This window comes from Actibacterium ureilyticum, from assembly GCF_002285435.1.
Lineage (GTDB): Bacteria > Pseudomonadota > Alphaproteobacteria > Rhodobacterales > Rhodobacteraceae > Actibacterium_C > Actibacterium_C ureilyticum.
In genome coordinates this window covers 1,143,825-1,168,937 of the sequence record NZ_NSBT01000037.1, presented here as the reverse complement: position 1 = coordinate 1,168,937, position 25,113 = coordinate 1,143,825, and the positions used below count along the sequence as shown (strand labels likewise).

Sequence of the window (25,113 nt, the reverse complement as noted above, 5' to 3'; positions counted from 1 at the left end):
TCCTTACTTGCGGGATTGATCGGCGCCCATCAGGCGCGGCAGGTCGCCCCAGCGGGCAACGGCGGAAAAGACCAGGACCGACACGGCCAGAAAGGTGATCGCCGCAACCGCCATGGTCGGCGTATAACCGTTGCGGAGCGAGTTGAAGATCTGCAGCGTCACCGTCGCATAGGACGAGGCCGAGACGAAGAAGATCACGGTGAATTCGTTGAACGACAACACCAGAACGAAGAAGAAGCCCGAGATCGTATAGGGCAGGGTCTGCGGCAGAACCACGGTGCGAAAGATCATCCGCTCGGTCGCGCCCATGGTCGCGGCGGCGTCCAGATGCGCCCGGTCGATCGATTGCAGGCCGATGGAAATGGTCACCAGCGGCAGCGCCATCAACAGGATCGCGTGCGAGATCACACCCGCCCAGAGCGCGCCCAAGCCCCCCGCAAAGGCCCAGAAAAAGCCCAGCCCGACGCCAAAGACGATGGGCGGCACCGCAAAGGGCAGCGACCCAAGCCCCGCCAGCACCTTCGACAGCCGCGTGCCCGTGGACCACAGCCAATAGGCGATGGGCCAGGCCAGAAGCACCGCCAGCGTGGCCGCGCCGACGGCCACCAGCACCGAATTCCACAGCGCCGTGGTCCAGACGGGTTCCGACACGAAGAACTCGCCGAACCGCCGCATGGTGGGCTCGCGGGGCGGAAAGAACATGCTGCGCCCCGAATTCAGCGCCGCGCCGCAGACCACGACGATCGGCAGCGACAGCACCAGCGCCGCAAGCCCCATGTAAAGCGCGCCCAGGAACCGCATCAGCGCGCCTCGCTTCGGCGGTTGAACAGGTGGCCCAGATACAGGCACACGCCCGCCGCCACCAGCAGCATTACCGCCTGCGCCGCGCCGAAGGGCGCGTTCAGGTTGGCGCCCCGGATATTGGTATAGATCGCCACCGCGGTCGTGTGCTTGTTGGGCGCGGCGAATACGGTGACGGTGACATAGGTGCCCAGCAGGAACACGAACAGCAACAGCGTCGTCCCAAAGAGCGGCAGCCGGATCGCGGGCAGGGTGACGGTGCGGGTCACGGTCCAGCGCCCCGCGCCCATCGTGCGCGCCGCTTCCGCCAGCGCAGGGTCGATGCGCGACAGGGCGGGATAGAGCAGGATCACCGCATAGGGCCAGACCAGATAGCTCATCGTCAGGATTGTCGCGAAATCCGAGGTCTTGAACTTCACATTGCGGGGATTGGCCAGACCCCAGTCGCGCAGCGTCTGGAAATACCCGGTATCCTTCAGCCACTGGGTCAGGCCGGTTTCCTTGAACAGCTTCGGCAGGCCCGAATTGTTCGACAGCAGAATGTCCCAGCCCATGACGATGAACACCTCGGACAGCGACAGCGACGCCATGATGAAAACCAGCCACAGCGCCTGGGCCGACCGGCCAAGCCGCGTCAGCAACAGCGTGAAGGGCAGCGCCGTCAGAACCGCGACAAGCGAGGCGATGATCGCGAAATAGAACGAATAGCCAAGCTGCTGCAGATACAGGAACGTCACCTCGTCGGGCCACAGCACCCCCACGAAGAAGCGTTGATAGTTTTCAAGCGTGAAATCCCAGACCCAGCCGGCGCCGTCGATCTTGCGGCCAAAGGAAATCGCCAGGACCAGCCCGAAGGGCAGCACGCAGAAGATGAAGATGATGGCGCTGAGCACGAACAGCCCGACCCGCCGCAGCATCGCGGACCCGTCCGGTGCCGCCGCAGCGCTGCGGCCCTGGGCGTGCATGTCGTCGGTCAGGCTCATGCGGCCTCGGCCCGGGGAAAGATCTGCAACGCATCGGGCGGCAGCCGCACCGTGGTCTCGTCACCGGTGGCCAGGGTCGGGCCGGTTTCGCCCGCGGCATATTCCACGATGATCGGGCCGATGTCGGATTGCAGATGGTATTCGCGCAGCGGCCCCAGATCGCGCACGAACATGACCCGCGCTGCAATCCGGTTGTCGCCCGGATCGTCGTCGATACAGGCGCGTTCGGGCCGGATCGCGACCCTGACGGGGCTTCCGGAGCGGAACTGGGCGCTGGCGCGCAGCTGCACCCCGCCAACCTGCACCGCGCCGTCGCGATAGGTGCCGTCGAAGAAATTCGCCTTGCCGATGAAATCGGCGACAAAGGCATTGGCCGGGCGGTGATAGACCTCTTGCGGCTGGGCGATCTGTTCGACCCGGCCGTTCGACATGACGACGATCTTGTCGGCCATGGTCATCGCCTCGCGCTGGTCATGGGTGACGACGATGGTCGTGATGCCCAGACGTTGCTGCAACAGGCGCAGTTCGACCTGCATCTCTTCGCGCAGCTTCGCATCCAGCGCAGACATCGGCTCGTCCAGCAGAAACACCTGTGGCTCTTGTGCCAGCGCCCGCGCGATGGCCACCCGCTGGCGCTGCCCGCCGGACAATTCGCCGATGCGGCGGTCGCCGAACCCGCCAAGCTGCACGGTTTCAAGCAGCGCGTCGGCCTTTTCATGTGCCCGGGCCCGGGCCATCCCGCCGATGGTCAGCGAATAGGCCACATTCTCGCGCACGGAATAATGCGGAAACAGCGCAAAGCTTTGGAAGACCATCCCGAACTTGCGCCGGTGGGCGGGCAGCGCGGTGATGTCGGTATCGCCCAGACGGATCGTGCCGCGCGTCGGTTCCTCGAGCCCCGCGATCATCCGCAGCAGCGTTGTCTTGCCACAGCCCGACGGCCCCAGCAGCGCTGTCAGTTCCCCCCGGGCAAAGGTCAGGTCGGTCGGTTCAACGGCACGGGTGTTCCCAAACGATTTGGAAACACCCTTCAGAACAAGGCCGTCCATGGCCGGTCAGACTTCGGCCAGCATCTTGTCCCAGCTTTCCTTGATGAAGGTCTCGTTATCCAGATACGCCTCATAGGCGGGCTTGATCGCAGGCGCGCCCGAAACGAAGTTGAATTCGTCATCTGTCAGGTCGGTCATCGCCTTGTCGACCAGCGGGGCGGTGCCGATCTTGCGGCTCATCAGCGCCTGGGTCGATGGCTCGGACGAGAAATTCATGAACTCGGCCGCCTCGTCGCCCTTGTCGGACCCCGCCGTCAGGCACCACGAGCCGTAATCCTGCAGGTTGCCCTCTTTCGGGAAGGTCGGCTTGATCGGGAACCCGTCCAGCGCCATCAGGTTGGCAACGTCCAGGTAATACTGTCCGGCCACCACATCGCCGTTCTTCATCGACTGTTCCATCTGGCTTTCGGCGGTCCACCACAGCGCGACATTGGGCTTCAGCTCGGCCACCTTTTCGATGATCGCGACGATGCCGTCATTCGACATCATGGTTTCGGCGCCGTCGAAGAAGGTCGCGGCGGTAAAGTCCAGAAGCCCGGCGTTATAGTTCCGCCCCAGCCCGAGCGAGGCCTCGAACAGGCTGCTGTCCCAGAAATCGGCCCAGCTTGCCGGGGTCTCGACCTCGTTGGGGTTGAACACCATGGCCGAGAACCACGACATCGCCCCAACGCCCTGCGGGCCGTCATTGCCTTCGAAGACGAAATAGCTGTCCAGGTTGCCCGCGCCGGTGATCTTGGCCATGTCCAAGGGCGCGATCAGGTCGCCGATGCGGCTGGCCTTGATCATCGTGTCCCGCGCAAACAGCGAGATATCGGTGGGAATGTTGCCCGCCGCGACCGCCTGTTGCAGGGTGACCAGCCAGTCGGACGAGTTCGGCTGGGTGATGCTTTCCACCTCGATCCCGGTGGCCTTGGTGAATTCGGGATACACATGCGTCTTGAAGCTGTCCTCGAAATAGCCGCCATAGGACCCGATCCGGATGCTGCGGTTTTGTGCGATCAGCGGAGACGCAAGTGTCGACGCCGCAATCCCCGCGGCGCCGGTTTTCAACAGCGCGCGTCTGTTCAACATAGGCATGGTAAAGTCCTTTCGTTTCCCCACGACTCGCGGCCCCTTGGCGGCCGCGCGTTCGTCTGTCCCGGGCAAATGAGCCGCCATCCGGCGCCATCGCGTCAACGAAAGTGACCCCAAACGCGTCAGTGCTTCGGTCAGATGCACAGAATGCAGGCAACGTCACCGAAAGAATGGCCCTTCTTAGACGTGGATGAGTCGCCCCACGGCGAAGCCGTGCATGCTGTGCCTGCGTAACGGAACGGGGAAAGAAGAATGTCGGAAACGGGTGATACGGAACTCAGGGCGCTGACGGTCGACGATGCCACATTGCCGGTCATCGACCTGTCGGGGCTGTTTTCGGGACAGGCCGCGGACAAGGCCCGGGTCGCCGCCGAACTGGGCGCCGCCGCGCGCGATTCCGGGTTCTTCTATATCACCGGGCATGGCATCTCGCAGGACCGGATCGACGCGGTCTTTGCGGCGTCCAAGGCGTTTCACGAAATGCCGCGCAGCTTCAAGATGAAATACTGGTCGGGCTTCACCACCCACCATCGCGGCTATGTCCCGTTCGAGGAAAACGGCACGGATTTCCCCAAATCCGTGAACTTCTACGAGGCCTGGGACATGTCCTTCGAGGCACCGGCAGACCACCCCGACTATCTGGCCGGGTGGCGGATGACCGGGCCGAATGTCTGGCCCGATATCGCGGGCTGGCGGGAAACGATTTCAGCCTATTACGACGCGATCTTCAACCTGGGCCTGCGGATGCTGGACGCACTGGCGCTGGAGCTGGGGGTGCCCACCGAAGAGCTGACAAGCCACATCACCTGTCCCACGTCGCAGCTGCGGCTGTTGCGGTACATCGAAAACGACATGCCCCAGACCAAGGACATGACCGGGATCTCGGCGCATTCGGATTTCGAATGTTTCACCATCCTGCTGCAGGGCGCGCCGGGGCTGCAGGTGATGAATGCCGACGACGTCTGGATCGAGGCCCCGCCGATCCCCGGCACATTCATCGTCAACATTGGCGACATCTTCGAAACCTGGTCGGGCGGACAGTTCAAATCGACCCAGCACCGGGTGATCAACACCGGCAAGGAACGGTATTCGATGCCGTTGTTCTTCGGGCTGGACTATCACGCGGTCATCGAACCGCTCGAGAAGTTCCGCACGCCCGAAACGGTGGCGAAATACCCGCCGATCAAGGCGGGCGAGCATCTGATGCGCATGACGGTGAACGCGTTCCGATATATCGCCGATGCCAAGGCCCACGGCGTCTTCACCCCCGATTACGAGGTGCCCGAGGAAAACCCGTTCAAGCGCGAGGCCAAGGCGCCCAGCCCATAAACCCGGCACCTTGCCCGACCGACCCCTGAGCGGACCCAAGACATGACCCTTCCCGTTGCCGAAACCTGGTTCAACGCCACGCGGCTGGACGATCACACGACCCTGATCATCGAGCCGCATATCCACGTGCTGGAACAGGCCAACATGTTCCTGGTCGAAGGCAGCGAACGTGACATGATCCTGGATACCGGGATGGGCGTGATCCCGTTGAAACCCTATCTCGACACGCTGCGCCGGGATCCGGGGAAAGAGATCATCTGCGTTTCCTCGCACACCCATATCGACCACATCGGCGCGGTGCATGAATTCGACACGCGGCTTGTCCACCCCGCCGAGGCGGCGGAAATGGCGCGACCGTCTGGCCTGACCACGCTGTTTCGCCGCGACATGCCGGAGCGGCTTTTGCAGACCTTCCTGGATGCCGGGTACCCGCCCATCGGCGAGACATTGATCGAGGCGCTGCCCCATGCCGGCTATGACCCCGAAACCTATCGTCTGCGGGGGGCGCACGCGACGGGTTTGCTTTCACATGGGGACACGGTCGATCTGGGCGATCGCAGCTATCAGGTGCTGCACCTGCCGGGGCATTCGCCCGGTGGCATCGGCCTGTTCGAAGCCGCGACCGGCGTCCTGTTCGCCGCCGATGCGATCTATGACGGACCGCTGATCTTCGAAGGGCCGGGGATGAGCGTGCCGGATTACCGCGCCACATTTGCGTTGTTGAAAACGCTGCCCGTGACCACCGTGCATGGCGGTCATGACCCAAGCTTCGACCGCGCCCGCATGCTTGAGATCATCGCGGAATACGAGGCGCTCTGGGATGCAGCCTGAGGCGCGGCGGTATCAGACGATGGGCTGCGGCACCGCATCCAGCAATTGCCGCGTATAGCTGTCGGCGGGGGTGTTCAGGACCTGTTCGGTGGCGCCGAATTCCACGATCTGTCCCCGCCGCATCACCGCGACCGTGTCGCACAGCATCTGCACCACCGACAGGTCGTGGCTGACAAACAGATAGGTCAGGTCCAGCCGGTGCCGCAGATCCGCCAGCAGGTTCAGCACAAGCGCCTGGATCGACACGTCCAGCGCCGCGGTCGGTTCGTCCAGGATCAGCAGCCGTGGCGACACCGCAAGCGCCCGCGCGATGCCGACCCGCGCCTTCTGCCCGCCCGATAGTTGATGCGGCAGGCGCGTCAACAGGTTGGCGGGCAACCCGACCTGTTCGGCCAGCTCGTGCACCCGGTCCCTGCGGGCGCCCGCGCGTAGCCCGCCCAGCCGCCGCAGCGGTTCGGCGATGGCCTGTGACGCGGTCTGGCGGGGGTTCAGGCTGTCGGTCGCGTCCTGAAACACCATCTGGATCAGCGGCCTGCGCGGGTCGCGGGAAAACCGGCTGGCGGGCACGTCGCACAGGCTTTGGCCCTGAAACAGCACATCGCCGCCGCTGGCATCCTGAAGCCGCGCGATGATCGACGACACGGTCGACTTGCCCGAGCCGCTTTCGCCGACCAGCCCCAGGCACCCGCCCTGCGGCAGGTCGAAGCTGACGCCCCGCAACGCGTCGACCGGCCCCGACTTGCCGGCATAGGTCTTGGTCACGTCGCGCACCGACAACAGGACCTCTCCGCGTGCAGGTATCGGGGCGGGGGTGCCATCGACCACCAGCTGATGCAGCTTCTTGCCGGGATGCGGCGTCGCGGCCACCAGCCGCCTTGTATAGGGATGCGTCGGGGCGCGGCTCAGATCGGCGGGCGTGCCGCTTTCGACGATCTGGCCGTCCTTCATCACCACCAGGCGGTCGCAATACTGCCCGGCAAGACCCAGATCGTGGGTGATCAGGATCACACCCATCTTGCGGTCGCGCGCCAGCGTCCGGATCAGATCCATCACGGTTTTCTGGGTCGTGACATCCAGGCTGGTCGTCGGCTCGTCCGCGATCAGCAGCCGGGGCCGACAGGCCAGCGCCAGGGCGATCACGATCCGCTGGCACATGCCGCCCGACAGCTCGAACGGATAGGCGTGATAGCGCGCGGCGGCATCCTTGATCTGCACCTCTTCCAGCGCCGCGATGGCCTTGGCCCGGGCATCCTGGCGGGTGGCCTGGGCGTGCTGGCGCAGCACGTCCTCGATCTGGTGGCCGACCTTGCGGATCGGGTTCAGCGCCGCGCGCGGGTTCTGGAAGATCATCGAGATCTCACGCCCGCGAATGTCGTTCAGATCGCGTTCGCTGGCCTGCCGCAGGTCCATGCCGCCATAGCGCACCGCGCCCGACACGATTTCCCCGCCCTGATCCAGGATCCGCAGGATGCTGAACGCGGTGACCGACTTGCCCGAGCCGCTTTCGCCGACAATGCCCAGTGTTTCGCCATTGCCCAGCGACAGGTCGATGCCGCGCACCGCGTCGACCGGGCCGTTCCGGGTCGCGAAGCGCACGCGAAGATCCGCAATCCGCAGCATTCAGCGCCGCTGCCTTGGGTCGACGATATCGCGCAACCCGTCGCCCAGAAGGTTGAAGGTAAAGACCGCGAACATCAGCCACAGGCCCGGAAAGACCGCCAGCCACCATTCGCCCGAGATGATGTAATTCGCCCCCTCGGCCACCATGATCCCCCATTCCGGCGTGGGTGGCCGCACCCCCAGCCCGATAAAGCTGAGGCCCGCCGCGTTCAGCACCGCCCATCCCATGTTCAGCGACACCTGCACCATCATCGGCGGCAGCGCGTTGGGAAAGATGTGCAGCGCGACGATGCGCAGATCGCTGTTGCCGGCCAGCCGGGCGGCCTGCACGAACCCGGCTTCGCGCCGGATGTTGACCTCGGCCCGGACGACGCGCGCATAGAAGGGCGTGTTGATCACGGCGGTCGCATAGATCACGTTCTCGACCGTGTTGCCCAGGGCGGCGACGATCCCCATGGCAAGCACGAACAGCGGAAAGGCCATGATCATGTCCAGGCCCCGGCTGATCACCGCATCGGGCCAGCCGCCCCAATACCCGGCCGCACAGCCCAGGATCGCCCCCGCGACAAAGGACAGCGCGACCGCCCCGACCGAGATCACCATGTCCAGGCGGGTCGCGACGATCACCCGGCTGAACACGTCGCGGCCCAAATGATCGGTGCCGAACCAGTGCTCGCCGCTTGGCGGTTGCAGGATGCGCGCGCCCGAAGCGAGCGGGTCATGCGGCACCAGCGCAGGCCCGAAAACCGCGCAGAAGACCAGCAGCCCCAGCATCCCGAAGGCGATCATGGTGACCGGGTTCTGCCGCATGACATGGCCGACATGGCTGGCGAACCCATGGCTTTGGGTGGTGCCGGTCATGTGGCGTCGAACCCGATCCTGGGGTCGATCACCGCATAAAGCAGGTCGATGATCAGGTTCAGCGTCACGAACAGCAGCGCCATCGCCAGAACGAAGCCCTGCACCGCCGCATAATCCGACGCGACCAGCGCATCGACGGCATAGGAGCCGATGCCGGGCCAGGCAAAGACCTTTTCCACCAGGACATTCGCCCCCAGCGCAAAGGAAAACACCATGCCCAGCGTCGTGACGACCGGCAGCAGCGCATTGCGCAGCGCATAGCCATAGACGATCCTGCCGCGCGGCAGTCCGGCGGCGCGGGCGGTCCGGATGAAATCCGACGACAGCGCCTGAAGCATCGCGGCGCGGGTCATCCGCGCGATGGGCGCCAGCGTGAAGATCGCCATGGTGATCGCGGGCAGCACCAGTTGCCGCGCGGCGCCGCCGAACGTGTCCCAATCGCCCGCAAGGGCGCTGTCGATCAGATAGAACCCGGTCACCGGCGCGGGCTCGATATACAGGAAATCGAGCCGCCCGAGCGGCGAGGGCGCGATATCCAGCAGGTAATAGAAGACATAGATCAGCAGGATACCGGTGAAAAAGGTCGGCAAGGAAACCCCCGCTGTGACCAGAACCCGGCACAGATGGTCGCGCCACGATCCGGGCCGCGTCGCCGCCATTACCCCCAGCGGGATCGCGATGGCACAGGACAGAAGCAGCGCAATCAGCGTCAGTTCAAGCGAGGCGGGCAGGCGGCGGGCCAGATCGGACAGGACCGGCTGCCCGGTCGACAGGCTGTTGCCCCAGTCGCCGCGCAGCAGATCGCCGACATAGCGGATGAACTGCTGCGGCAGGGGCGCGTCCAGACCCAGTTGCTCGCGCACCTGCTGGATCGATGCCTCGTCCGCGGCGTCGCCCGCGAAATAGACCGCCGGATCGCCGGGCAGGGCGCGGGTCAGCACAAAGGTGATGACGACCACCCCGATGACGACCGGGATGGCCTGCAACAGCCGCGCACCGACCAGACGGGCCCGCATATGCCTCATGCGGGTTTGATCGGGCGCACGTCGAGCTGCCGGTGAAACCAGAACTCGTAATCCGAAGCGCCGTTCAGGGCGACATTCAGCGCGGGTTGCCACAGCGGGATGCGCGGCAATTCGTCCAGTGCGATTTCGAACATGCGCTTCACATTGGGCGCATAGGCGGGATCGTCAACCGGAATATGCAGCGTGTTGTCGACCAGCGTCTCGATCTCGTCGTTGCGGTAATTGGACGAGTTGAACAGGTGCCCGTCCTTGTAGGCCCAGAAGAAATAGTAATCGGGCGTGTCCAGCCAGCCGCCGAACCCTTCCAGATGAAAGGCCAGGCGCTTTTCGACCAGCGAAGCGGTGCGCCAGTCCGCGCCGGGGATCTTGTCGATGGTCACCGTGATCCCGATCTTGGCCAGGTTCTCCTGGATCAGAAGCGCGGTCGGCTCCATCCAGTCCAGCTGGTTGAGGCTGATGGAAAACGGCACCTCGAACCCGTCGGGATAGCCCGATTTGGCCAGGTGCGCGCGCGCCAGGTCCAGATCCTCGACATAGCCCGTCCGGCGCGGCCAGGCGATTTCGGAACGCTCGGTCTCTTCGCCCCAAAGCGGCGCGCCCCGGCCAAAGGCAGCGGCCTGAAAGATCGCCTCGTACGGGATGGCATAGGCGACCGCCTTGCGCACATCGCTGTCCTGGAACGGTTCGAACTTGGTGTTCAGCCCGACGCAGTTGATGCAATTGGCGATGGGGGTCGAGTTGACCTCCATCTTGTCCGACATCTCAAGCGCGTCCTTGCTGGGGATGTTGAAGGAGATCTGCGCATCGCCGCGTTCGATCACCGCCCGGCGGGTGGCGGCCGACGGGACCTCGCGGATGACCACGCGCTTATAGGCCGGGACCGGCCCGCTGGCCCAGTCGTTGTTGCGCTCGTAGATCAGCTGCTCGCCCGGCACCCAGCGCGCGACCTTGAACGCCCCCGACCCGATGGTGTTCAGATGCAGGTATTCGGTCGCCCAGGGGTCGTCATCGGTGGCGTTGGCCATCGCCAGCTTGGAATTGATCACGAACGGGATCGGCACCGCCAGATCGGGGATCGCAAGCTTTGACGGCGCGTCCAGCGTGATCTGGAAGGTCTTGTCGTCCAGCGCCGCGAACTGGTCGGGCCGCGTGAAGCCGCCGGCCTTCATCTGCACCGCCGGGAACCCGCCCAGCGACACCGCGCGGTCGAACGACCATTTCACATCCGCCGCCGTCACCGGGCTGCCGTCCTGGAACGTCGCGTCGCGCAGCGTGAAGGTCAGGATCAGCCCGTCATCGGAAACGGTCCAGCTTTCGGCCAGTTCCGGTTCGACCTTGGAATAGTCGAATTCCAGCCCGCCGCCCATCGACGGCTTGGTGCCGAAGGACACAAGCCGGTCATAGCAGTTGATCGCCACCTGATAGCTGGGCCGGTTGGTGCCGGTGCGATGCAGGTCAAGGCTGTTGATCGTCTGGCCGTTCACCGCGACCAGCACATCGCCGCTTTGTGCATGGGCGGGCAGGGCGCGCAGGAATGGCAGGGCCGAGGCAGTGGCCGCGCCGAGTTGCAGGAAATGTCGTCTGGATACGTCCGTCATTCTTCTCTCCTTGTGGGGCGCTTATGGATGCGCATTGTCTCAGGCCGTCCGGGCCAGATAGCGTCGCCAATCGGCCAGGGCGGTGATGTCTTCGGCGTCGCCGGTCGCGGCGGCCTCGCACAGAAAGCCCTGAACGGTGCTGCCATCGGCCAAGGTCAGCGTGCCGATGCCCAGCGGTGCGGGAATGGTTTTCATGAAGCCGCCGAAGGACTCCACCGGCATGTCCCAAAGCTCCAGCGCGACGGATGCGCCCTTGCCCGGCGCGGTGCGCACCAGCCCGGGCCGGGCGATCCCGCCGCCGGGCAGGGCGTGAAAGCTGTAATCGGGCGCGGTCGCATCCGTGCGCACCAGCCGCGCGCCGCGTTCGGTCAGCGTGTGGTTCAGCGGCAGGCCCGACATATGCGCGCCGCAAACCGCGATCCGGATATCGGTGTCGGCCACCTGCTCCGGCAGCTCTGGCGGATCGAGGGGCCAGGGTGTCGCCCCCAGATACCGCTGCCCCAGGCGTTCGATCACGGTCGCTAGGGCGGCGATCCTGGCGTCCGCCCCGGCCTGTGCGATCAGGGTCACGCTGCCCGGGCGCCCGTCATCGCGCGCGGGCGTCGGCACGGCGATGGCGCACATGTTCATCAGGTTCACGAAATTGGTATAGGTTCCCAGCATGTTGTTGGGCCCCATCGGATCGGCCTCAAGGTCCGCAACGGTGGCGAATGTGGGGATGCTGGGCACGCAAAGCGCATCGCAATCGGCAATGGCCGGGGCGATGTCGCGGCTCAGGTCCCTGAGCTTGTAAAACCCCTTGAACGTATCCGCCGCGGTCTTACCAACCGCCGATCCGATGATCTGCCGCGTCACCGGGAACAGCGCATCGGGGTTGCTGGTCATCAGCGTTTCGGTCGCGACATAGCGTTCGGCGACCCAGGGGCCGAAATACAGCATCTCGGCGATCTCATAGAGCGGGGTGAAGTCGATCTCGACGATCTCGGCGCCCGATTGCCGCAGGGCCGCGACCGTATCGGCAAAGGACCGTGCCTGTGCCATGTCGCCCTCGACCCGTAGGCTGTCGGGCGATGGCACGCCGATCCGGGGGCGGGGCGGGGGCGCGACCAGCGGGGGCGTCTGCACCTTGCACGCATAGCTGTCGGCCGGATCATGGACCGCCGCCACCGCATAGGCGGCATAGGCATCGGCCACCGTCAGCGCAAAGACCGAAATCGTGTCCAGCGACCGACAGGCGGGCACCAGCCCGGTCGCCGACAATGCGCCCAGCGTGGGCTTCAGCCCCACGATATTGTTCAGCGCCGCGGGCACCCGGCCCGATCCGGCGGTGTCCGTGCCCAAGGAAAAACTGGCGATCCCATGCGCGACCGCCACGCCCGAGCCGCCCGACGAACCGCCGGGCACGATCGCGGGATCCAACGCGTTCTTCGGCGCGCCATAGGGCGTGCGCACCCCCACCAGCCCGGTGGCGAACTGATCCAGGTTGGTCTTGCCGATCAGCAGCGCCCCGGCCTCTTGCAGCCGCTGAACCACAAATGCGGTTTCCGTCGCCTGATAGGCGAAATCGGGGCAGGCGGCGGTGGTGGGTTTGCCCGCAACATCGATGTTGTCCTTGACGACGAAGGGCACGCCCCAAAGCGGCTTTGCGGTATCGAACGGGCCAAGGGCGGCGGCCTGCGCCAGCAATTCGTCTTTCGGGAACAGGCACAAGAAGATCCCGGGATCGGCCACGGCGTCAATCCGGGCATAGACCTGTTCGATGATGTCTGCGGCGGGTGTCCCGGCGGCATAGGCGCGGCGCAAGGACGTCAGTGTGAGCGGTATTTCAGCGCTCATGCATGTTTTCCAATCATTTCCGGTGACATCGCCGATCCCTGTTGCCTGGGTCCCAGAATTCGGCGGCAGGGGCGGGAAAACAAATGCTATTATCTCACAAAACCGGTGCAAAAAATGCACCACTTGCTTGGGGAAGACATGCGCCATCTGAAGGATTTCGAGTTTATCGAGGGGGTGATCCGTGCCGGGTCGATCCGCAAGGCGTCCGAGGACATGAACATCACCGCCTCGGCGTTGAACCGGCGGATCAACCGGTTCGAGGACGAATTCGGATACGAGATCTTCGAACGCCTGCCGCGCGGCGTGCGGCTGAACCCGGCGGGCGAGCTGCTGTTGCATCACATCCGGTCGCAGCGGTCGGATTTCGCACGGCTGAAATCGCAGGTCTCGGATCTGTCGGGGGTGCGCCGGGGGCATGTGTCGATCGCCTGTTCGCAGGCCTTGCTGCCCTATTTCCTGCCACGTCAGATCGCGCGTTACCGTTCCGGGCATTCCGGCGTCACCTTTTCGGTCAACGCCCGCGACCGGGTCGCCGCCGAACGGGAGCTGTCGGAATTCGCCAGCGATATCGCGCTGGTGTTCGAGCCACTGACCATGGTCGATTTCGAGGTCGTCCACGCCATGGCCCAGCCCATCCATGCGGTGATGCGCGCTGAACACCCGCTGGCCGACCAGCCCGAGATCCGCCTGCGCGACGCGCTGCGCTTTCCCCATGTCGCCCCGTCCGAAAAGCTTGCGGTCCGGGTGCTGCTGGAAACGGCGGCGCGGCGCCTGACCTCGGTCGAGGTTGCGCCGATGATCGAATCCGAAAGCTTCGATTTCATGCGCCATTACGGCGCGTGGGAGGACATGATCAGTTTTCAGTTTCCCGTCGGGCTGGACATGGATCACCAGCCGAACCTGGTGTCCCGCCCACTTGCGGTGCGCGACGTGGCGCCCGGCAACCTGCTGCTGGGGCAGTTGCGGGGGCGGACTCTGCCGGTGGCGTCGGCACGTTTCATGCGCGATCTGGTCAGCGCCCTGCGCGCTTTGCCCTGATTGCCCCCGGCGTGCGGCTCAGTCGACGAACCGCACGGGCTTGGCCCAGTGCAGCAGCACAACACAGCCGGTATCGCTCCAGACAGAATGGCGGCTGCCGGGCGGGTTGATGACCAGATCGCCGCGCCGGTAGGTGCCGTTCTCGTCCGACTGGCTGCCTTCCAGCACAAGGATCATTTCGGCGCCCGGATGTTCGTGCAGCGGGACCCGCGCGCCCGGCGCGTAACGCAGGACCGCGATCGCGGGTGCGCCGTCCAGAAGCCGGCCGATGGTGATGCCCGCCCGGAACGGCTCGAACCGCAGCGCGCGCCAGCGGCCCGACAGCAGCCCGCGTATCAGGGCCGGTTCAAGCATCGAGCGCCCCAAGGATCGCCTGTGTCGGGGCGGCCCAGCCGACGATCCCGCCCTGTGCGGTGATCATCTGGATCGTGGCGGCCTTGAAGGCAGGGAAATAGCTTTCGGTGGCGTCTGTCGCCAGCAGGCAGTCGAAGCCGCGATCATTCGCTTCGCGCATGGTGGTCTGAACGCAGACCTCGGTCGTGACGCCCGCAAGGATCAGGTGCCGCAGCCCGCGTGCGGTCAGCAAGTCTTCGAAACCGGTGTTGCAGAACGCGCCTTTTCCGGGCTTGTCCAGCACCGGCTCACCCGCGATGGGCGCCAGTTCAGGGATGATCTCGGCCCCCGGTTCGCCAGCTACCAGAATGCGCCCCATCGGACCCGGATCGCCGATCCTGAGGCTGGGCGCCCCCCGATCCCGTTTCGAACTTGGCAGGTCGGACAGGTCGGGCTTGTGGCACTCGCGCGTGTGGATCACCGGCAATCCCGCAGCGCGGAACCCGGCCAGAAGGCGCGCTACCGTGGGCACGATTGCCCCAAGGCGCGCGACATCATTGCCCAGGCTTTCGCCGAAGCCACCCGGTTCGATGAAGTCGCGTTGCATGTCGATGACGACCAGGCCAAGGGTCGCGGGCGCGCAGCGAAAGACAAATGGATCTGCCGGGATCTCGATCATGCGCGTCCCGCCATATAGGCACCGATTTCGGCCACATCCGTTGCCCCGGCCTGCGCAACAAAGGCCAGCCGCCCGCAGCTCATGACCGCGATCCGGTCGGCCAGTTCGAAGATCTCATCCAGATCCTCGCTGATCAACAGGATCGCCACCCCGCGATTGCGCGCCGCCATCAGGCGCCCGCGAATGGCCGCAACCGCGTTGAAGTCCAGTCCGAAACAGGGGTTGGCAACGATTAGAAGGTCAACATCGCCATCCAGTTCACGCGCCAGCACCGTGCGCTGGACATTGCCGCCCGACAAGGTTGCAATCGGGCTGTGTGGCGAGGCTGTCTTGATATCATAGGCCGCGATCCGGGCCTGAGCGTCGCGGATCATCGCCTTACGGTTCAGCCACAGGATCGGGCCGCCGGGGCCGGTATCGAACACCCGCAGCGCCAGGTTCTCCGCCACACTCATATGCGGGGCCGAGGCGTTTCGGAGCGGCTCTTCGGGCAGATAGCGCACGTTCAGCGCCTGTGCCTCGGCGCGGGTGGCACCGAAGGGGCGCCCCTTGATCGCGATCCGGCCCGCCGTCAGCGGGCGTTGGCGGGTCAGCATCTCCATCAACTCGGTCTGGCCGTTGCCCGATATCCCGGCCACGCCGACGATTTCACCCGCGCGCACGCACAGTTCGTCGATGGCGATCCCGTTCGGTCCCGACAGCGACGGCGCCCGCGCACCCGACAGCTCCAGAACCGGCGCGCCGTGGGTGCCGGTGCGGTCCAGCACCGGGCGGGCGGGGGCGTCGCCCATCATCATTTGTGCCATCCGGTCATCGCTCAGATCGGCGACGCTTCCGGTCCCGGCATGGCGCCCGCGCCGCAAAACGGTGACATCATCGGCAAACCGGCGCACCTCGCGGAACTTGTGGGTGATCAGCAGCACCGTGATCCGCCCGGACTGGCACAGGGCGCGGATGTGGCTGAGCACCTCATCGGCCTCTGCTGGTGTCAGGACCGATGTCGGTTCGTCCAGGATCAGAAACCGGCTGCCCAGATAGAGCTGCTTGACGATCTCGAGCTTCTGCTTCTCGCCTGCCGACAGACGACTGACGGGCCGGTCCAGCGGCGGTTTGAACGGCAGGTCGGCCAGGAACCGGTCGATGGCTGTGCGTTCGGCCGGCCAGTCGATCACCGGCGGGGCGTCGGCGCGGCTGATCACCAGGTTCTCGGCGCCGGTCAGGGACGGGACCAGCGTGAAATGCTGATAGACCATGCCAAGCCCCAGCCGTTGCGCGTCCACCGGATCGGCGATCCGCGCCTCTTTGCCATCGACCAGCAGCCCGCCCTCGGTCGCGTGGTAAAAACCCATGATGCATTTCACCAGCGTCGACTTGCCTGCGCCGTTTTCGCCCAGAAGCGCATGGATCGTGCCGGGCGCGATCCGGACCGAGACCTTGTCCAGCGCGGCCAGCGCCCCGAACCGCATCGTCATCCCGACCGTTTCCAGCCCGATGGCCTGCATCAGACCAGCCCTGCGATCAGGGTCCTGCTGTCGGCGACCGCGCCGAACACACCGCCCTGCATCGTCACCATCTTGATCGCCGCGTCGTGATTGCCCCTGTCGGTCGCGCCGCAGCAATCTTCGAGCACGACACATTCAAAGCCCCGATCATTCGCCTCGCGCATGGTGGTCGATACGCAGACATCGGTGGTGATCCCGCAGATCACCAGATTCTCGATCCCCCGCATCCGCAGCACAAGTTCCAGATCGGTGGCACAGAAGCTGCCCTTGCCGGGCTTGTCGATGATGGTTTCGCCGTCCTGAGGATAGAGCTCGTCGATGATGTCCCAGCCGGGCTCGCCGCGTACAAGGATCTTGCCGCAGGGGCCCGGATCGCCGATGCCCGCGCCGATCTGCTGCGAGCGCCAGCGCTTGTTGGCGGGCAGATCGCTCAGGTCCGGGCGGTGCCCTTCGCGCGTGTGCAGGATGTGATATCCCTTGGCGCGCATCGCCGCCAGAACCGCCTTGATCGGCGCGATCGGGGCGCGGGTCAGCGACAGATCATACCCCATCGCATCCACATACCCGCCCTTGCCGCAAAAGTCGGTCTGCATGTCGATGATGATCAGCGCCGTGTTTTCGGGGCGCAGATCACCGTTATAGGGCCACTTATAGGGTCGGCTGTCGATGGTGCTCATTCGGCGGCCTCCTTCGTGCCGTTTCTATAAAGCCGTGTGGGGGGCGGGAACCCGCATACGGTCCCGTCGGTCACCTGCACGTCGTCCTCCCACGGCAGCCGATACCGCCCGGCGGCCAGATCGGTCATATAGGTATAGGGGCAGTCCTGCGCGCCGCCCTTGACGGCGACATAGCCGCGATGCCCGAACTGATAGATGTTGTTTTCCACCCCCCAGCCCAGCCGCGCCTCGCGGATCAGATCGGGGCGCAGTTCGGCGGAGATGATCTCGTCCGGGCGGCCGGTGGTGCCATGGGCGATGACCTGGCCGTCGAAGTTCACAATCATCGCCTCGCCCATACTGTCGAAAGTGCCGTCGCTGCCGCACATGCAGACATTCGCGGTGGCCATCAGGTTGCAAAAGGAGTTCGACTGGTTGGTAAAGCGCCAGCTTTCGCGGATCGGCGCGGTATAGCCAGCGGTGCGGATCATGATCTCGGCCCCTTTATAGGCGCATTCGCGCGCCATCTCGGGGAACATGCCGTCATGGCAGATGATCAGCGCCAGTTTCGAGCCGTTCGGCCCGTCGCAGACCGGTATGCCCGTGTTGCCCGGCTCCCACGGCTCAACCGGTACCCAAGGATGCATTTTGCGGTAATACAGCCGGATTTCGCCCTGATCGTCGATGATCAGGCCCGAATTATAGGGCATCCCGCCCGGGTTCAGCTCCATGATCGAGAAACAGCCCCAGATCTTATGCGTTTTACAGGCGGCCTTAAACGCCGCGACCTCGGGGCCGTCGAGGCGGCACATAATGTCGGGATTGGTGTCCATCGACAGGCCGTGCAGCGCGTATTCCGGAAACACGACCAGATCCATCGTTCCCATGTTGCGCCGCGCCTTGCCGACCATATCGACGATCTTCCGGGTCTGCCGCGCCAGATCGTCCGGGGTGACCACGACCGGCAGTTGCAGCTGCACCATGCCGATGACAACACCCTGTTTCGATTTGTTCAATCCGCCCAGTCCGTTCATGCCTTCCTCCTATTTGGTGATCGACAATTCACCCGGCGCGCTGTCTAGCGCATTGCCCGGGGTCGAGGTGAAAATGAGCAGCGCAAGGGTCAGGACATATGGCGCCGCGAAGAACAGGTAATAGCCCGATGTGAAACCCACCGTCTGAAGCGCCGGACCAAGCGCCCCGGCCGCGCCGAACAAAAGCGCGGCGAACAGGCACAGGACCGGGTTCCAGCGGGCAAAGATGACCAGCGCCACGGCCATCAGGCCCTGACCCGACGACAGCCCCTCGTTCCAGCTTCCGGGATAGTAAAGCGACAGATAAGCCCCCGCGACGCCCGCAAGGGCGCCTCCGGCCGCCGTCGCCCACAGCTGCACCCGATCCGGTGCGATGCCGATGGCGCGCGCGGCCTCGGTGCTGTCGCCGACGACGCGGATGCGCAATCCAAGCGCGGTGTTGCGAAGCATCCAGGCCATGCCAAAGGCCAGGGCGACCCCCACCAAGAACAGCACGTTAACCTGCAGCGCCGCCTGAACCTGCGGCACGTCCGACCAGAACCCGAACGGGATCGATGGCAGATCCGGCGCGACCGGCTGGATATAGGGTTTGCCGAAAAAGAACGCCAGGCCGATACCCAGCAACATCAGCGCGATCCCCATGGCGATATCGTTCACGCCCTTGAACCGGCAAATCCAGCCGTGAAACGCCCCGAACCCAGCACCGGCGGCCGCCGCGGCACCGACCCCGACCCAGGCCGAGCCGCTTTCGAAGGCCAGCGCATAGCCCGCCATCGCACCGAAGGTCAGCGTGCCTTCGAGCCCCAGGTTAATGCGCCCCGACCGTTCGGTCAGGCATTCGCCCAGCGACACGAACAGGAACGGCGTCGAGACCCGGATCGCTCCGCCAAGCATCGCGACGGGGACGGCCCAAAGCCCCAGATCGCCGCTCATGCCCGTTGCTCCCACCTGTCGGGCCGGAAAAGGCGCAGCCGCCCGTAAAGCGTTTCGCTGAGCAACAGCGTGACGAAGACGATACCCTGCATGACCAGGATGGTCGCATCAGGCAGATCCATCCGCCGCTGGATCAGCCCGGACGAGGCTTGGAACCCCGCCAGCAGGATCGCCACGGGGATGATCGCCAGCGGGTTGTGCCGGGCCAGGAACGCCACAAGGATCCCGGTGAACCCGTACCCCGCGACCAACGATGCGTTGGCCGCGCCATGGATCGCCGTCACCTCGAAATATCCGGCCAGGCCCGCCATCGCGCCGCCAAGCGCGGTGAAGCCGGTGATCAGCCGGCCCACCGGCAGCGCCTGCACCTGCGCCGCCCTGATATTATCGCCCGCAACACGCGCGGCAAAACCGATGGTCGTGCGGTCGAGCAATACCCAGCACAGCACGCAGCAAAGCACCCCGATCCCCAGGCCCCAGTGGACTTCGATCCCGATGGGCATGTCACCGACCCGAAGCGCTGCGGGCAGCGGCGCGGTCGACGGCTTGTTCAGGCTGGCCGGGTCGCGGAAGGCGCCTTCGACCAGATGGTTCATCAGCGCGATCGCGATATAGGACATCAAAAGCGATGCGATGGTTTCGTTCACGCCGCGCCGGATCCGCAGAAACCCGACGGTCCCGATCCAGGCGCCGCCGACACAGAAGGCTGCGGACGCCATCAGCATTAGCCCCAGCGCCCCCGGCAACGCCCCGCACCAGACGCCCGTGACCGCCGCCGCCAGGCCGCCCAGGGCGATCGCCCCTTCGCCGCCGATCACCACCAGACCCAGCCGCGCCGGAAGCGCGACACAAAGCCCCGCGAACAACAGCGGCGCGACGCGGGACAGGGTGTTCTGCCACGAAAAGCCCGTTCCGAACCCGGCTTTGTAGACCAGCGCAAAGAAGGTGAGCGGCGATTTTCCCAACCCGATCAGGAACAGCGAAAACACAGCCAGACCGGCGATCAGCGCGGCAAGCGGCAGGATGACCGCCTCGAGCCGCGGCATCCAGATCGCGTGCGTTCCGGATGCTGTGCGCAAGGGGGCCGTTGGCTGGGCCATTTAGCTGGTCGAGCCGATGACGCCTTCGACCAGGTAATCCATACTTTCAAGGGCGATGTCGTCCTCAGCAAAGGCCTGACCTTCGGCGGCGATCACGTTGCCCGCGTTGTCCTTGAGCGGGCCCTTGATCACCGAATAGCCGCCTTTCATGATCTCGGCGCGGGTGGCTTCGAACTGGGCACGCGCGGCGTCGGACACGGCAGGTCCCAGCGGGCTCATCTTGACGAAGCCATCGGCCAGACCGCCCCGGACGAAATTGTCGATGGTGCCGCCATCCAGCACGGTCTGCACCATGCCGGTATAGACATCGGCCCAGTTCCATTCCGCGCCGGTCAGGTATTTTTCGGGCGCAAGCGGCGATTGGTTCGCGTGATAGCCACAGACAAACGCCCCGCGCCCGGCTGCCGTCTCCATCACCACCTTGGGCCCGTCCACATGGCAGGTAATCACATCGCAGCCCTGATCGGCCAGCGCATTGGTGGCCTCGGCCTCTTTCACCGCCAGCGACCATTCGCCGGTGAAAATGACCTGACAGGTGATTTCGGGGTCCACCTGCCGCGCGCCCAGCAGGAACGAGTTGATGTTCAGCAGGACCTGCGGGATCGGCTTGGCGGCGACAAAGCCGATCTTTTTGCTGGTCGTGGCATGCCCTGCTGTTATCCCGTTCAGGAACTGGCCCATGCCGATATACCCGAAATAGCTGCCCACGTTCATCGGGTGTTTGTCCGCCGACCACAGCCCCGCCGCATGCTGGAACCGGATATCGGGATATTTGGGCGCGACCTCCAGGATATGCGGGTCGAAGTAACCGAACGAGGTCGGGAACAGCAACGTCGCGCCATCGAACTGGATCATCGATTCCATCGTGCTTTGGACATCGACCGTTTCGGGGACGTTTTCCTCTTCGATGACCTTGACGCCGGCCATGGCCTTTACCGCGGCGGCGCCTTCGGCATGGGCCTGATTATAGCCGAAATCATCCTTCGGTCCGACATAGATGAACCCCACCGTCAGCGGGTCAGCGGCAAGGGCCCGCCCCGGCAGCAGCGCCGTCGCGCCCATGGCGGCGGTCGAGGCCAGAAGCGATCGGCGATCAAGGCGAAACGACATGACATATCCCCTGTCTCTTGGCGCAAAGCGGCAGCGCGTATCGTTGGTGCATGTCAAACGGTACGGCTTCGGGGGCGGTCTGACTTCTGCTCATTTTCTGCCGGAGCGGTGAAAAAAATGCACCGGGGGCGGTGCGGACCGCGCCGTGTCGCTCAGGCGCTTTATCAGCCGTTCGCGGCTGCTGCCCGTCGCCTCTGGACGGTGGCTGCCCGGGTCACTCTGCGTAAACCGGCAGGACGTTTTCCATGGGATAGTGGGTGATCACGATGTACCAGCCCAGAACGCCCCAAAGCCACCAGGTGTTGTAAAGCCGCAGCCAGGCAGAGCGTATCTTGTTCATATCAGACCTCCGGTACCGTTCTAGGCAAGATCGGACAGCAAAGCCACCCAGGTCATGGTCAGCCACCAGCCGATAAGCTTGACCACACGCCGCGGCAGCCGCGCCATCGCACGTTGCCACCAGGCGGGTGGCTTCATGGCCAGGCTCAGCGCGTAACCATGCCCCAGCCCCCACAGGAAATAGCCGGGCATGACCTCGTGCCACAGGCCCACCAGGACAAAGGCCAGAAAGATCCCCTTGCGCGGGGATCCAGTGACCCGGACGAAGGGTTTGAACAGATACATGCTGACAAACCAGCCCAGCGACATGTGCCAGCGTTGCCAGAATTCGCGGATCGACGTGGCCAGATAGGGTTTGTTGAAATTCTGCGGCAGGGTCGCGCCGAAGAACGCGCCAAAGGCGATGGCCAACAGCGAATACCCCGAGAAATCGAAATAGAGCGCGGCAAGCTTGGCATACATGTCAAAGACCGGGTCGACGACGCCCGGATTGACCCGGTCGGCCATGTCCCTGAATTCCGGGGCAATGACATAGAATGACGCCAGACCCCAGCCCAGCATCATCACCGCCCGCGCCAGCTCCCGCATATCCAGCCGCTGCGCGATATTGTCGGGCTTGAACGGCGCCAACCCGAATATCGGCCCCGCCGCGAACGAGGGCAGAAAGGTCAGACCCGCCAGTATCGGCAAGGGCTGCAGCGCCTTTTCCCGCAAGCATTCCCGCAGGCAGACAAAGGATTTCACGACAAAAAAGGCACTGCCGACAACCCAAACCACCCGCGCGTTGGAGGCTGCCCCAAGCTCTGCCCAGATCGGGGATGGATCAACAAACTTGCCGACCCACATATGCAGGTTGAACGGGATCAGCCCCAGAAAGGCGAACCACGAGATACGATTGGCATGTGCGGGGAAGCGGCGGCAGATCGCATACAGGATCATCACGAAGACGACTTGCGCGGTCAGGTACAGCGCCGTGACTGCATTGAGGACCGCCAGAAGCGCAAGGTTCGTGGCAATCAGCACCACCATCGCCACGCGTGGCAAACGTGGAAACAGCAGTCGGAACATGGCCGCCAACGCCAGCAGGAACACAAAGGTGAGTTCAAGTCCAAGGATCATTTTTCCGCCAGCACCTTCGCGATTTCCTGCGACAGCCAACGGGTGTAGATCTCGCGCCCCTTGGGATTCAAATGGCTTCTATCCATGAATTCCCGCGCGGTCTGCCGATACACCTGTTCTGGCGGTGCAAGATATTCGGGGATCAGATGGGTCAGTTTCGCACGGACATTGTCGTCCGGTGGCGGGCTGCGATAGTGATGAGGGCGGATGACAATCAACGCTGCGTCGTACTGTTGGGCCAATTCACGGATCTTCTGTAGATAGTGGAATTCGGCTCGGCTGAAGCTGTTGTCTTCAAAGTTGAACCGGTCGTCAAACTCGTGATCCAAATCGTCAAACTGCTTGTTCAGAATTTTCTCGATCCGTGCTTTCTTACGTTCGGCTCTGGCAATGCCGACAGGGGTTGGATTGTCGAACGTTTCTCTCATGCAAACGGTTTTCGCCGGTTGCGACGGATCGGTCTCGAAGATGTCGTCGGCAAGCTTGAGGGCCAGGCCCCTTTCGATCTTGCTCAAAAGGCCATTGCCAACGATGAAGCTCCACCCCAGATAGCCTGTTTCGGCGATCGCAACGGGGAATGTAAGATGGTCCTTAAAGCTGAAGACAGAACTCGTGTCCGCTCTCCAAGTGAAGGGCCTGGCGTACTTTTTAGTGTTTAAAGCCCCTCTCAGCGCTTCGGTTTCTGCCTCCACCACCAAAAGCGACGGGCGGATACCACTGTCGAACAGCTCTCTGAGCATCACATAGGAGCGAGAGGCGGAAAAACCGGGTCTGCCGAGGTTATAGACTTTGGGGTTTTGAGCGATGCTTTTCGAAAGCTGCTCGGGGTCCAGACCACGCCGCATGCGCGACGACCCCAACAACAGGATGTTCACATCGGTGGGCATGTTGATGATCTGGTTCGCCAGGCATTTCTGGGAATTGCCCGCCGATCCGAACCGGATTTCCGGCCGGTCAATCGATAGCGGCAGTGCAATGCATACGCACAAGATGCCCAGTGCCGCGGCGGTGCGCAGCATCAGGCGCTCTCTTTGACGACCAGATCCACCAGCGTTGTGACTTTGAAATCGTCAAAGGTCTCGTCGATCGAGGTGATCGACTTGCCCAGAGCCGTTTCCAGCTCGAACAGGAAGTTCATCGAATCCAGGCTGTCGACGATCCCATCCGCGATCAGATCGGTTTCCATCGTCACCTTTTCGCTGCTGCCGGCCTGGGTCTTTTCCAAGGCCTGCTTGATCAATTCGAAGGCTTTTTCATCCGTCATGTCGCACCTAAAGCTCAAATTCCAGGATTGCCGTGGCCCAGGACAGCCCAACGCCGAACCCCGAGGCCAGGATCCGTTGCCCGTCTAAATCGCCTTTCTGCTGCAGATCGTAAAGCAGCAGCGGGATCGAGGATGAGACCGTGTTGCCGAAATGATTCATGTTCTTCAGCAGCTTTTCGGGCGGGATACCCACGCGCTTGGCCATCGCGTCCAGCATATAGATCGACCCCTGGTGCAACGCGAACCGGTCGATATCGTCCAGGCCCAGCCCGGCTTTTTCCAGGCAGGCGCGTATGCTTTTGGGCACTTGGCCGTTGACGAAGTTGAAAACCGCCCGGCCATTCATAAAGAGCGACATCTGGGAGGTTTCGGGCGGCGTCATGCCGATGATCGACACCATGGGCGCGGCAGCCCCGCCGCCAGCAATGCTGATCGCATCCCCCTGACTGCCATCGGTCCCGAAATCGGTCGCGACGATGCGCCCGCCCTTGCCCTGGCGACGTATCCACGTCGCCGTCGCGGCATCGCCAAAGACGCAATTGGTCGCCTTGTCGGTCGGGTCGATGATCCGCGAATAGGGGTCGCAGGTCACCAGAACCGCATTCTCCATCTGCGTGGCCATCAGGAACCCTTCGACCACCGACAGCGCATAGACATATCCAGAACAGCCCAGGGCGATATCGAAGCTCGCCGTGCCTGGGCCAAGCTGCAACGCATGTGCAAGACCCGCGGAATTCTGCGGCAGCTTGCGGTCGGGGCTCTGTGTGACACAGACCAGCAGGTCGACCTGATCCCGTAATTCGGGCGCGCGGGCAAAAAGAGCTTCGCAAGCCGCCTGCGAAAGCGAGATCCCGGTCTCGTCCTCGCCCAGGCAATAGCGTTTGTGAACGCCGACCTTGTCCCGAATGAACGCCTCGTCCGCGCCGGTCGCAGCGGCCAGATCGGCGGCGGTGTGCATGACCCCGGGAACGGCATGGTCGATTGCGACGATCGGCATTT

General features: G+C 64.1%; 25 protein-coding genes. 3 read left to right on the top strand and 22 right to left on the bottom strand.

The window, feature by feature from the left end; all coding sequences use genetic code 11:
* Positions 1-3: 3 nt before the first annotated feature.
* The 4 genes from CLM60_RS18855 to CLM60_RS18840 are packed head-to-tail and all read right to left on the bottom strand — an operon-like array spanning position 4 to position 3,910.
* The gene (locus tag CLM60_RS18855; protein WP_095590612.1) at positions 4-801 is read right to left on the bottom strand and encodes an ABC transporter permease; all 798 of its coding nucleotides are present in this window, start codon (positions 799-801) and stop codon (positions 4-6) included.
* Positions 801-1,784 carry an ABC transporter permease gene (locus tag CLM60_RS18850; protein WP_095590611.1) on the bottom strand — a complete coding sequence of 328 codons (984 nt, stop codon included), beginning with the start codon at positions 1,782-1,784 and terminating at the stop codon, positions 801-803. The genes CLM60_RS18855 and CLM60_RS18850 overlap by 1 nt, the downstream gene beginning before the upstream one ends.
* Positions 1,781-2,833 carry an ABC transporter ATP-binding protein gene (locus CLM60_RS18845; RefSeq protein ID WP_095590610.1) on the bottom strand — a complete coding sequence of 351 codons (1,053 nt, stop codon included), beginning with the start codon at positions 2,831-2,833 and terminating at the stop codon, positions 1,781-1,783. The genes CLM60_RS18850 and CLM60_RS18845 overlap by 4 nt, the downstream gene beginning before the upstream one ends.
* 6 nt (positions 2,834-2,839) lie before the next feature.
* Entirely contained in the window at positions 2,840-3,910 is a 1,071-nt protein-coding gene (locus tag CLM60_RS18840; protein ID WP_176473927.1) for an ABC transporter substrate-binding protein, read from the bottom strand.
* A gap of 249 nt (positions 3,911-4,159) precedes the next feature.
* Here CLM60_RS18840 and CLM60_RS18835 point away from each other — a divergent pair, with 249 nt between their 5' ends.
* Together CLM60_RS18835 and CLM60_RS18830 are read left to right on the top strand one after the other, a co-directional pair.
* On the top strand, positions 4,160-5,236 hold the full coding sequence (locus CLM60_RS18835; protein WP_095590608.1) for an isopenicillin N synthase family dioxygenase: 1,077 nt from the start codon (positions 4,160-4,162) through the stop codon (positions 5,234-5,236).
* Positions 5,237-5,278: 42 nt separating this feature from the next.
* Positions 5,279-6,067 (top strand): MBL fold metallo-hydrolase, encoded by a 789-nt coding sequence (locus CLM60_RS18830; protein WP_095590607.1) that lies wholly within the window; start codon positions 5,279-5,281, stop codon positions 6,065-6,067.
* A 12-nt stretch (positions 6,068-6,079) separates the two neighbouring features.
* Here CLM60_RS18830 and CLM60_RS18825 read toward each other — a convergent pair whose 3' ends face one another.
* From CLM60_RS18825 to atzF, 5 genes are read right to left on the bottom strand one after another with little or no spacing between them, the layout of a single operon-like run.
* Positions 6,080-7,663 carry a dipeptide ABC transporter ATP-binding protein gene (locus CLM60_RS18825; protein WP_245848475.1) on the bottom strand — a complete coding sequence of 528 codons (1,584 nt, stop codon included), beginning with the start codon at positions 7,661-7,663 and terminating at the stop codon, positions 6,080-6,082.
* Positions 7,664-7,687: 24 nt separating this feature from the next.
* Positions 7,688-8,548, bottom strand: a complete 861-nt coding sequence (locus tag CLM60_RS18820; RefSeq protein WP_095590605.1) for an ABC transporter permease — start codon at positions 8,546-8,548, stop codon at positions 7,688-7,690.
* Positions 8,545-9,573 (bottom strand): ABC transporter permease, encoded by a 1,029-nt coding sequence (locus CLM60_RS18815; RefSeq protein ID WP_095590604.1) that lies wholly within the window; start codon positions 9,571-9,573, stop codon positions 8,545-8,547. The genes CLM60_RS18820 and CLM60_RS18815 overlap by 4 nt, the downstream gene beginning before the upstream one ends.
* Entirely contained in the window at positions 9,570-11,171 is a 1,602-nt protein-coding gene (locus tag CLM60_RS18810) for an ABC transporter substrate-binding protein (RefSeq protein ID WP_095590603.1), read from the bottom strand. Before CLM60_RS18810 ends, CLM60_RS18815 begins: the two co-directional genes overlap by 4 nt.
* Positions 11,172-11,210: 39 nt before the next feature.
* Positions 11,211-13,007: an allophanate hydrolase gene (gene atzF, locus CLM60_RS18805; RefSeq protein ID WP_095590602.1), complete on the bottom strand. Its 1,797-nt coding sequence runs from the start codon at positions 13,005-13,007 to the stop codon at positions 11,211-11,213.
* Positions 13,008-13,145: 138 nt separating this feature from the next.
* On the opposite strand from atzF, the gene CLM60_RS18800 reads away from it, so the two are divergent.
* Positions 13,146-14,045 carry a LysR family transcriptional regulator gene (locus CLM60_RS18800; protein WP_095590601.1) on the top strand — a complete coding sequence of 300 codons (900 nt, stop codon included), beginning with the start codon at positions 13,146-13,148 and terminating at the stop codon, positions 14,043-14,045.
* A gap of 18 nt (positions 14,046-14,063) precedes the next feature.
* On the opposite strand, the gene CLM60_RS18795 is transcribed toward CLM60_RS18800, so the two are convergent.
* From CLM60_RS18795 to CLM60_RS18740, 13 genes are all read right to left on the bottom strand, one after another.
* On the bottom strand, positions 14,064-14,399 hold the full coding sequence (locus CLM60_RS18795; protein ID WP_095590600.1) for a cupin domain-containing protein: 336 nt from the start codon (positions 14,397-14,399) through the stop codon (positions 14,064-14,066).
* The gene (locus CLM60_RS18790) at positions 14,392-15,057 is read right to left on the bottom strand and encodes a cysteine hydrolase family protein (RefSeq protein ID WP_095590599.1); all 666 of its coding nucleotides are present in this window, start codon (positions 15,055-15,057) and stop codon (positions 14,392-14,394) included. Before CLM60_RS18790 ends, CLM60_RS18795 begins: the two co-directional genes overlap by 8 nt.
* The gene (locus tag CLM60_RS18785) at positions 15,054-16,559 is read right to left on the bottom strand and encodes an ABC transporter ATP-binding protein (RefSeq protein WP_095590598.1); all 1,506 of its coding nucleotides are present in this window, start codon (positions 16,557-16,559) and stop codon (positions 15,054-15,056) included. Before CLM60_RS18785 ends, CLM60_RS18790 begins: the two co-directional genes overlap by 4 nt.
* Entirely contained in the window at positions 16,559-17,236 is a 678-nt protein-coding gene (biuH, locus tag CLM60_RS18780; protein ID WP_095590597.1) for a biuret amidohydrolase, read from the bottom strand. The genes CLM60_RS18785 and biuH overlap by 1 nt, the downstream gene beginning before the upstream one ends.
* Positions 17,233-18,249, bottom strand: a complete 1,017-nt coding sequence (locus CLM60_RS18775; protein WP_095590596.1) for a formamidase — start codon at positions 18,247-18,249, stop codon at positions 17,233-17,235. Before CLM60_RS18775 ends, biuH begins: the two co-directional genes overlap by 4 nt.
* A 9-nt stretch (positions 18,250-18,258) precedes the next feature.
* Entirely contained in the window at positions 18,259-19,182 is a 924-nt protein-coding gene (locus CLM60_RS18770; protein ID WP_095590595.1) for an ABC transporter permease, read from the bottom strand.
* The gene (locus tag CLM60_RS18765) at positions 19,179-20,228 is read right to left on the bottom strand and encodes an ABC transporter permease (RefSeq protein ID WP_245848474.1); all 1,050 of its coding nucleotides are present in this window, start codon (positions 20,226-20,228) and stop codon (positions 19,179-19,181) included. Before CLM60_RS18765 ends, CLM60_RS18770 begins: the two co-directional genes overlap by 4 nt.
* Before the next feature lie 54 nt (positions 20,229-20,282).
* Positions 20,283-21,392: a BMP family ABC transporter substrate-binding protein gene (locus CLM60_RS18760; RefSeq protein ID WP_095590593.1), complete on the bottom strand. Its 1,110-nt coding sequence runs from the start codon at positions 21,390-21,392 to the stop codon at positions 20,283-20,285.
* A 214-nt stretch (positions 21,393-21,606) separates the two neighbouring features.
* The gene (locus tag CLM60_RS21370; protein ID WP_281256718.1) at positions 21,607-21,732 is read right to left on the bottom strand and encodes a hypothetical protein; all 126 of its coding nucleotides are present in this window, start codon (positions 21,730-21,732) and stop codon (positions 21,607-21,609) included.
* A 20-nt stretch (positions 21,733-21,752) separates the two neighbouring features.
* Complete coding sequence (locus tag CLM60_RS18755) at positions 21,753-22,850, bottom strand: MBOAT family O-acyltransferase (protein WP_095590592.1); 1,098 nt, start codon at positions 22,848-22,850, stop codon at positions 21,753-21,755.
* Positions 22,847-23,869, bottom strand: a complete 1,023-nt coding sequence (locus CLM60_RS18750) for a hypothetical protein (protein WP_095590591.1) — start codon at positions 23,867-23,869, stop codon at positions 22,847-22,849. Before CLM60_RS18750 ends, CLM60_RS18755 begins: the two co-directional genes overlap by 4 nt.
* Positions 23,869-24,114: an acyl carrier protein gene (locus CLM60_RS18745; RefSeq protein ID WP_095590590.1), complete on the bottom strand. Its 246-nt coding sequence runs from the start codon at positions 24,112-24,114 to the stop codon at positions 23,869-23,871. The genes CLM60_RS18750 and CLM60_RS18745 overlap by 1 nt, the downstream gene beginning before the upstream one ends.
* 7 nt (positions 24,115-24,121) lie before the next feature.
* Positions 24,122-25,111: a ketoacyl-ACP synthase III gene (locus CLM60_RS18740; RefSeq protein ID WP_095590589.1), complete on the bottom strand. Its 990-nt coding sequence runs from the start codon at positions 25,109-25,111 to the stop codon at positions 24,122-24,124.
* Between the last annotated feature and the right edge of the window lie 2 nt (positions 25,112-25,113).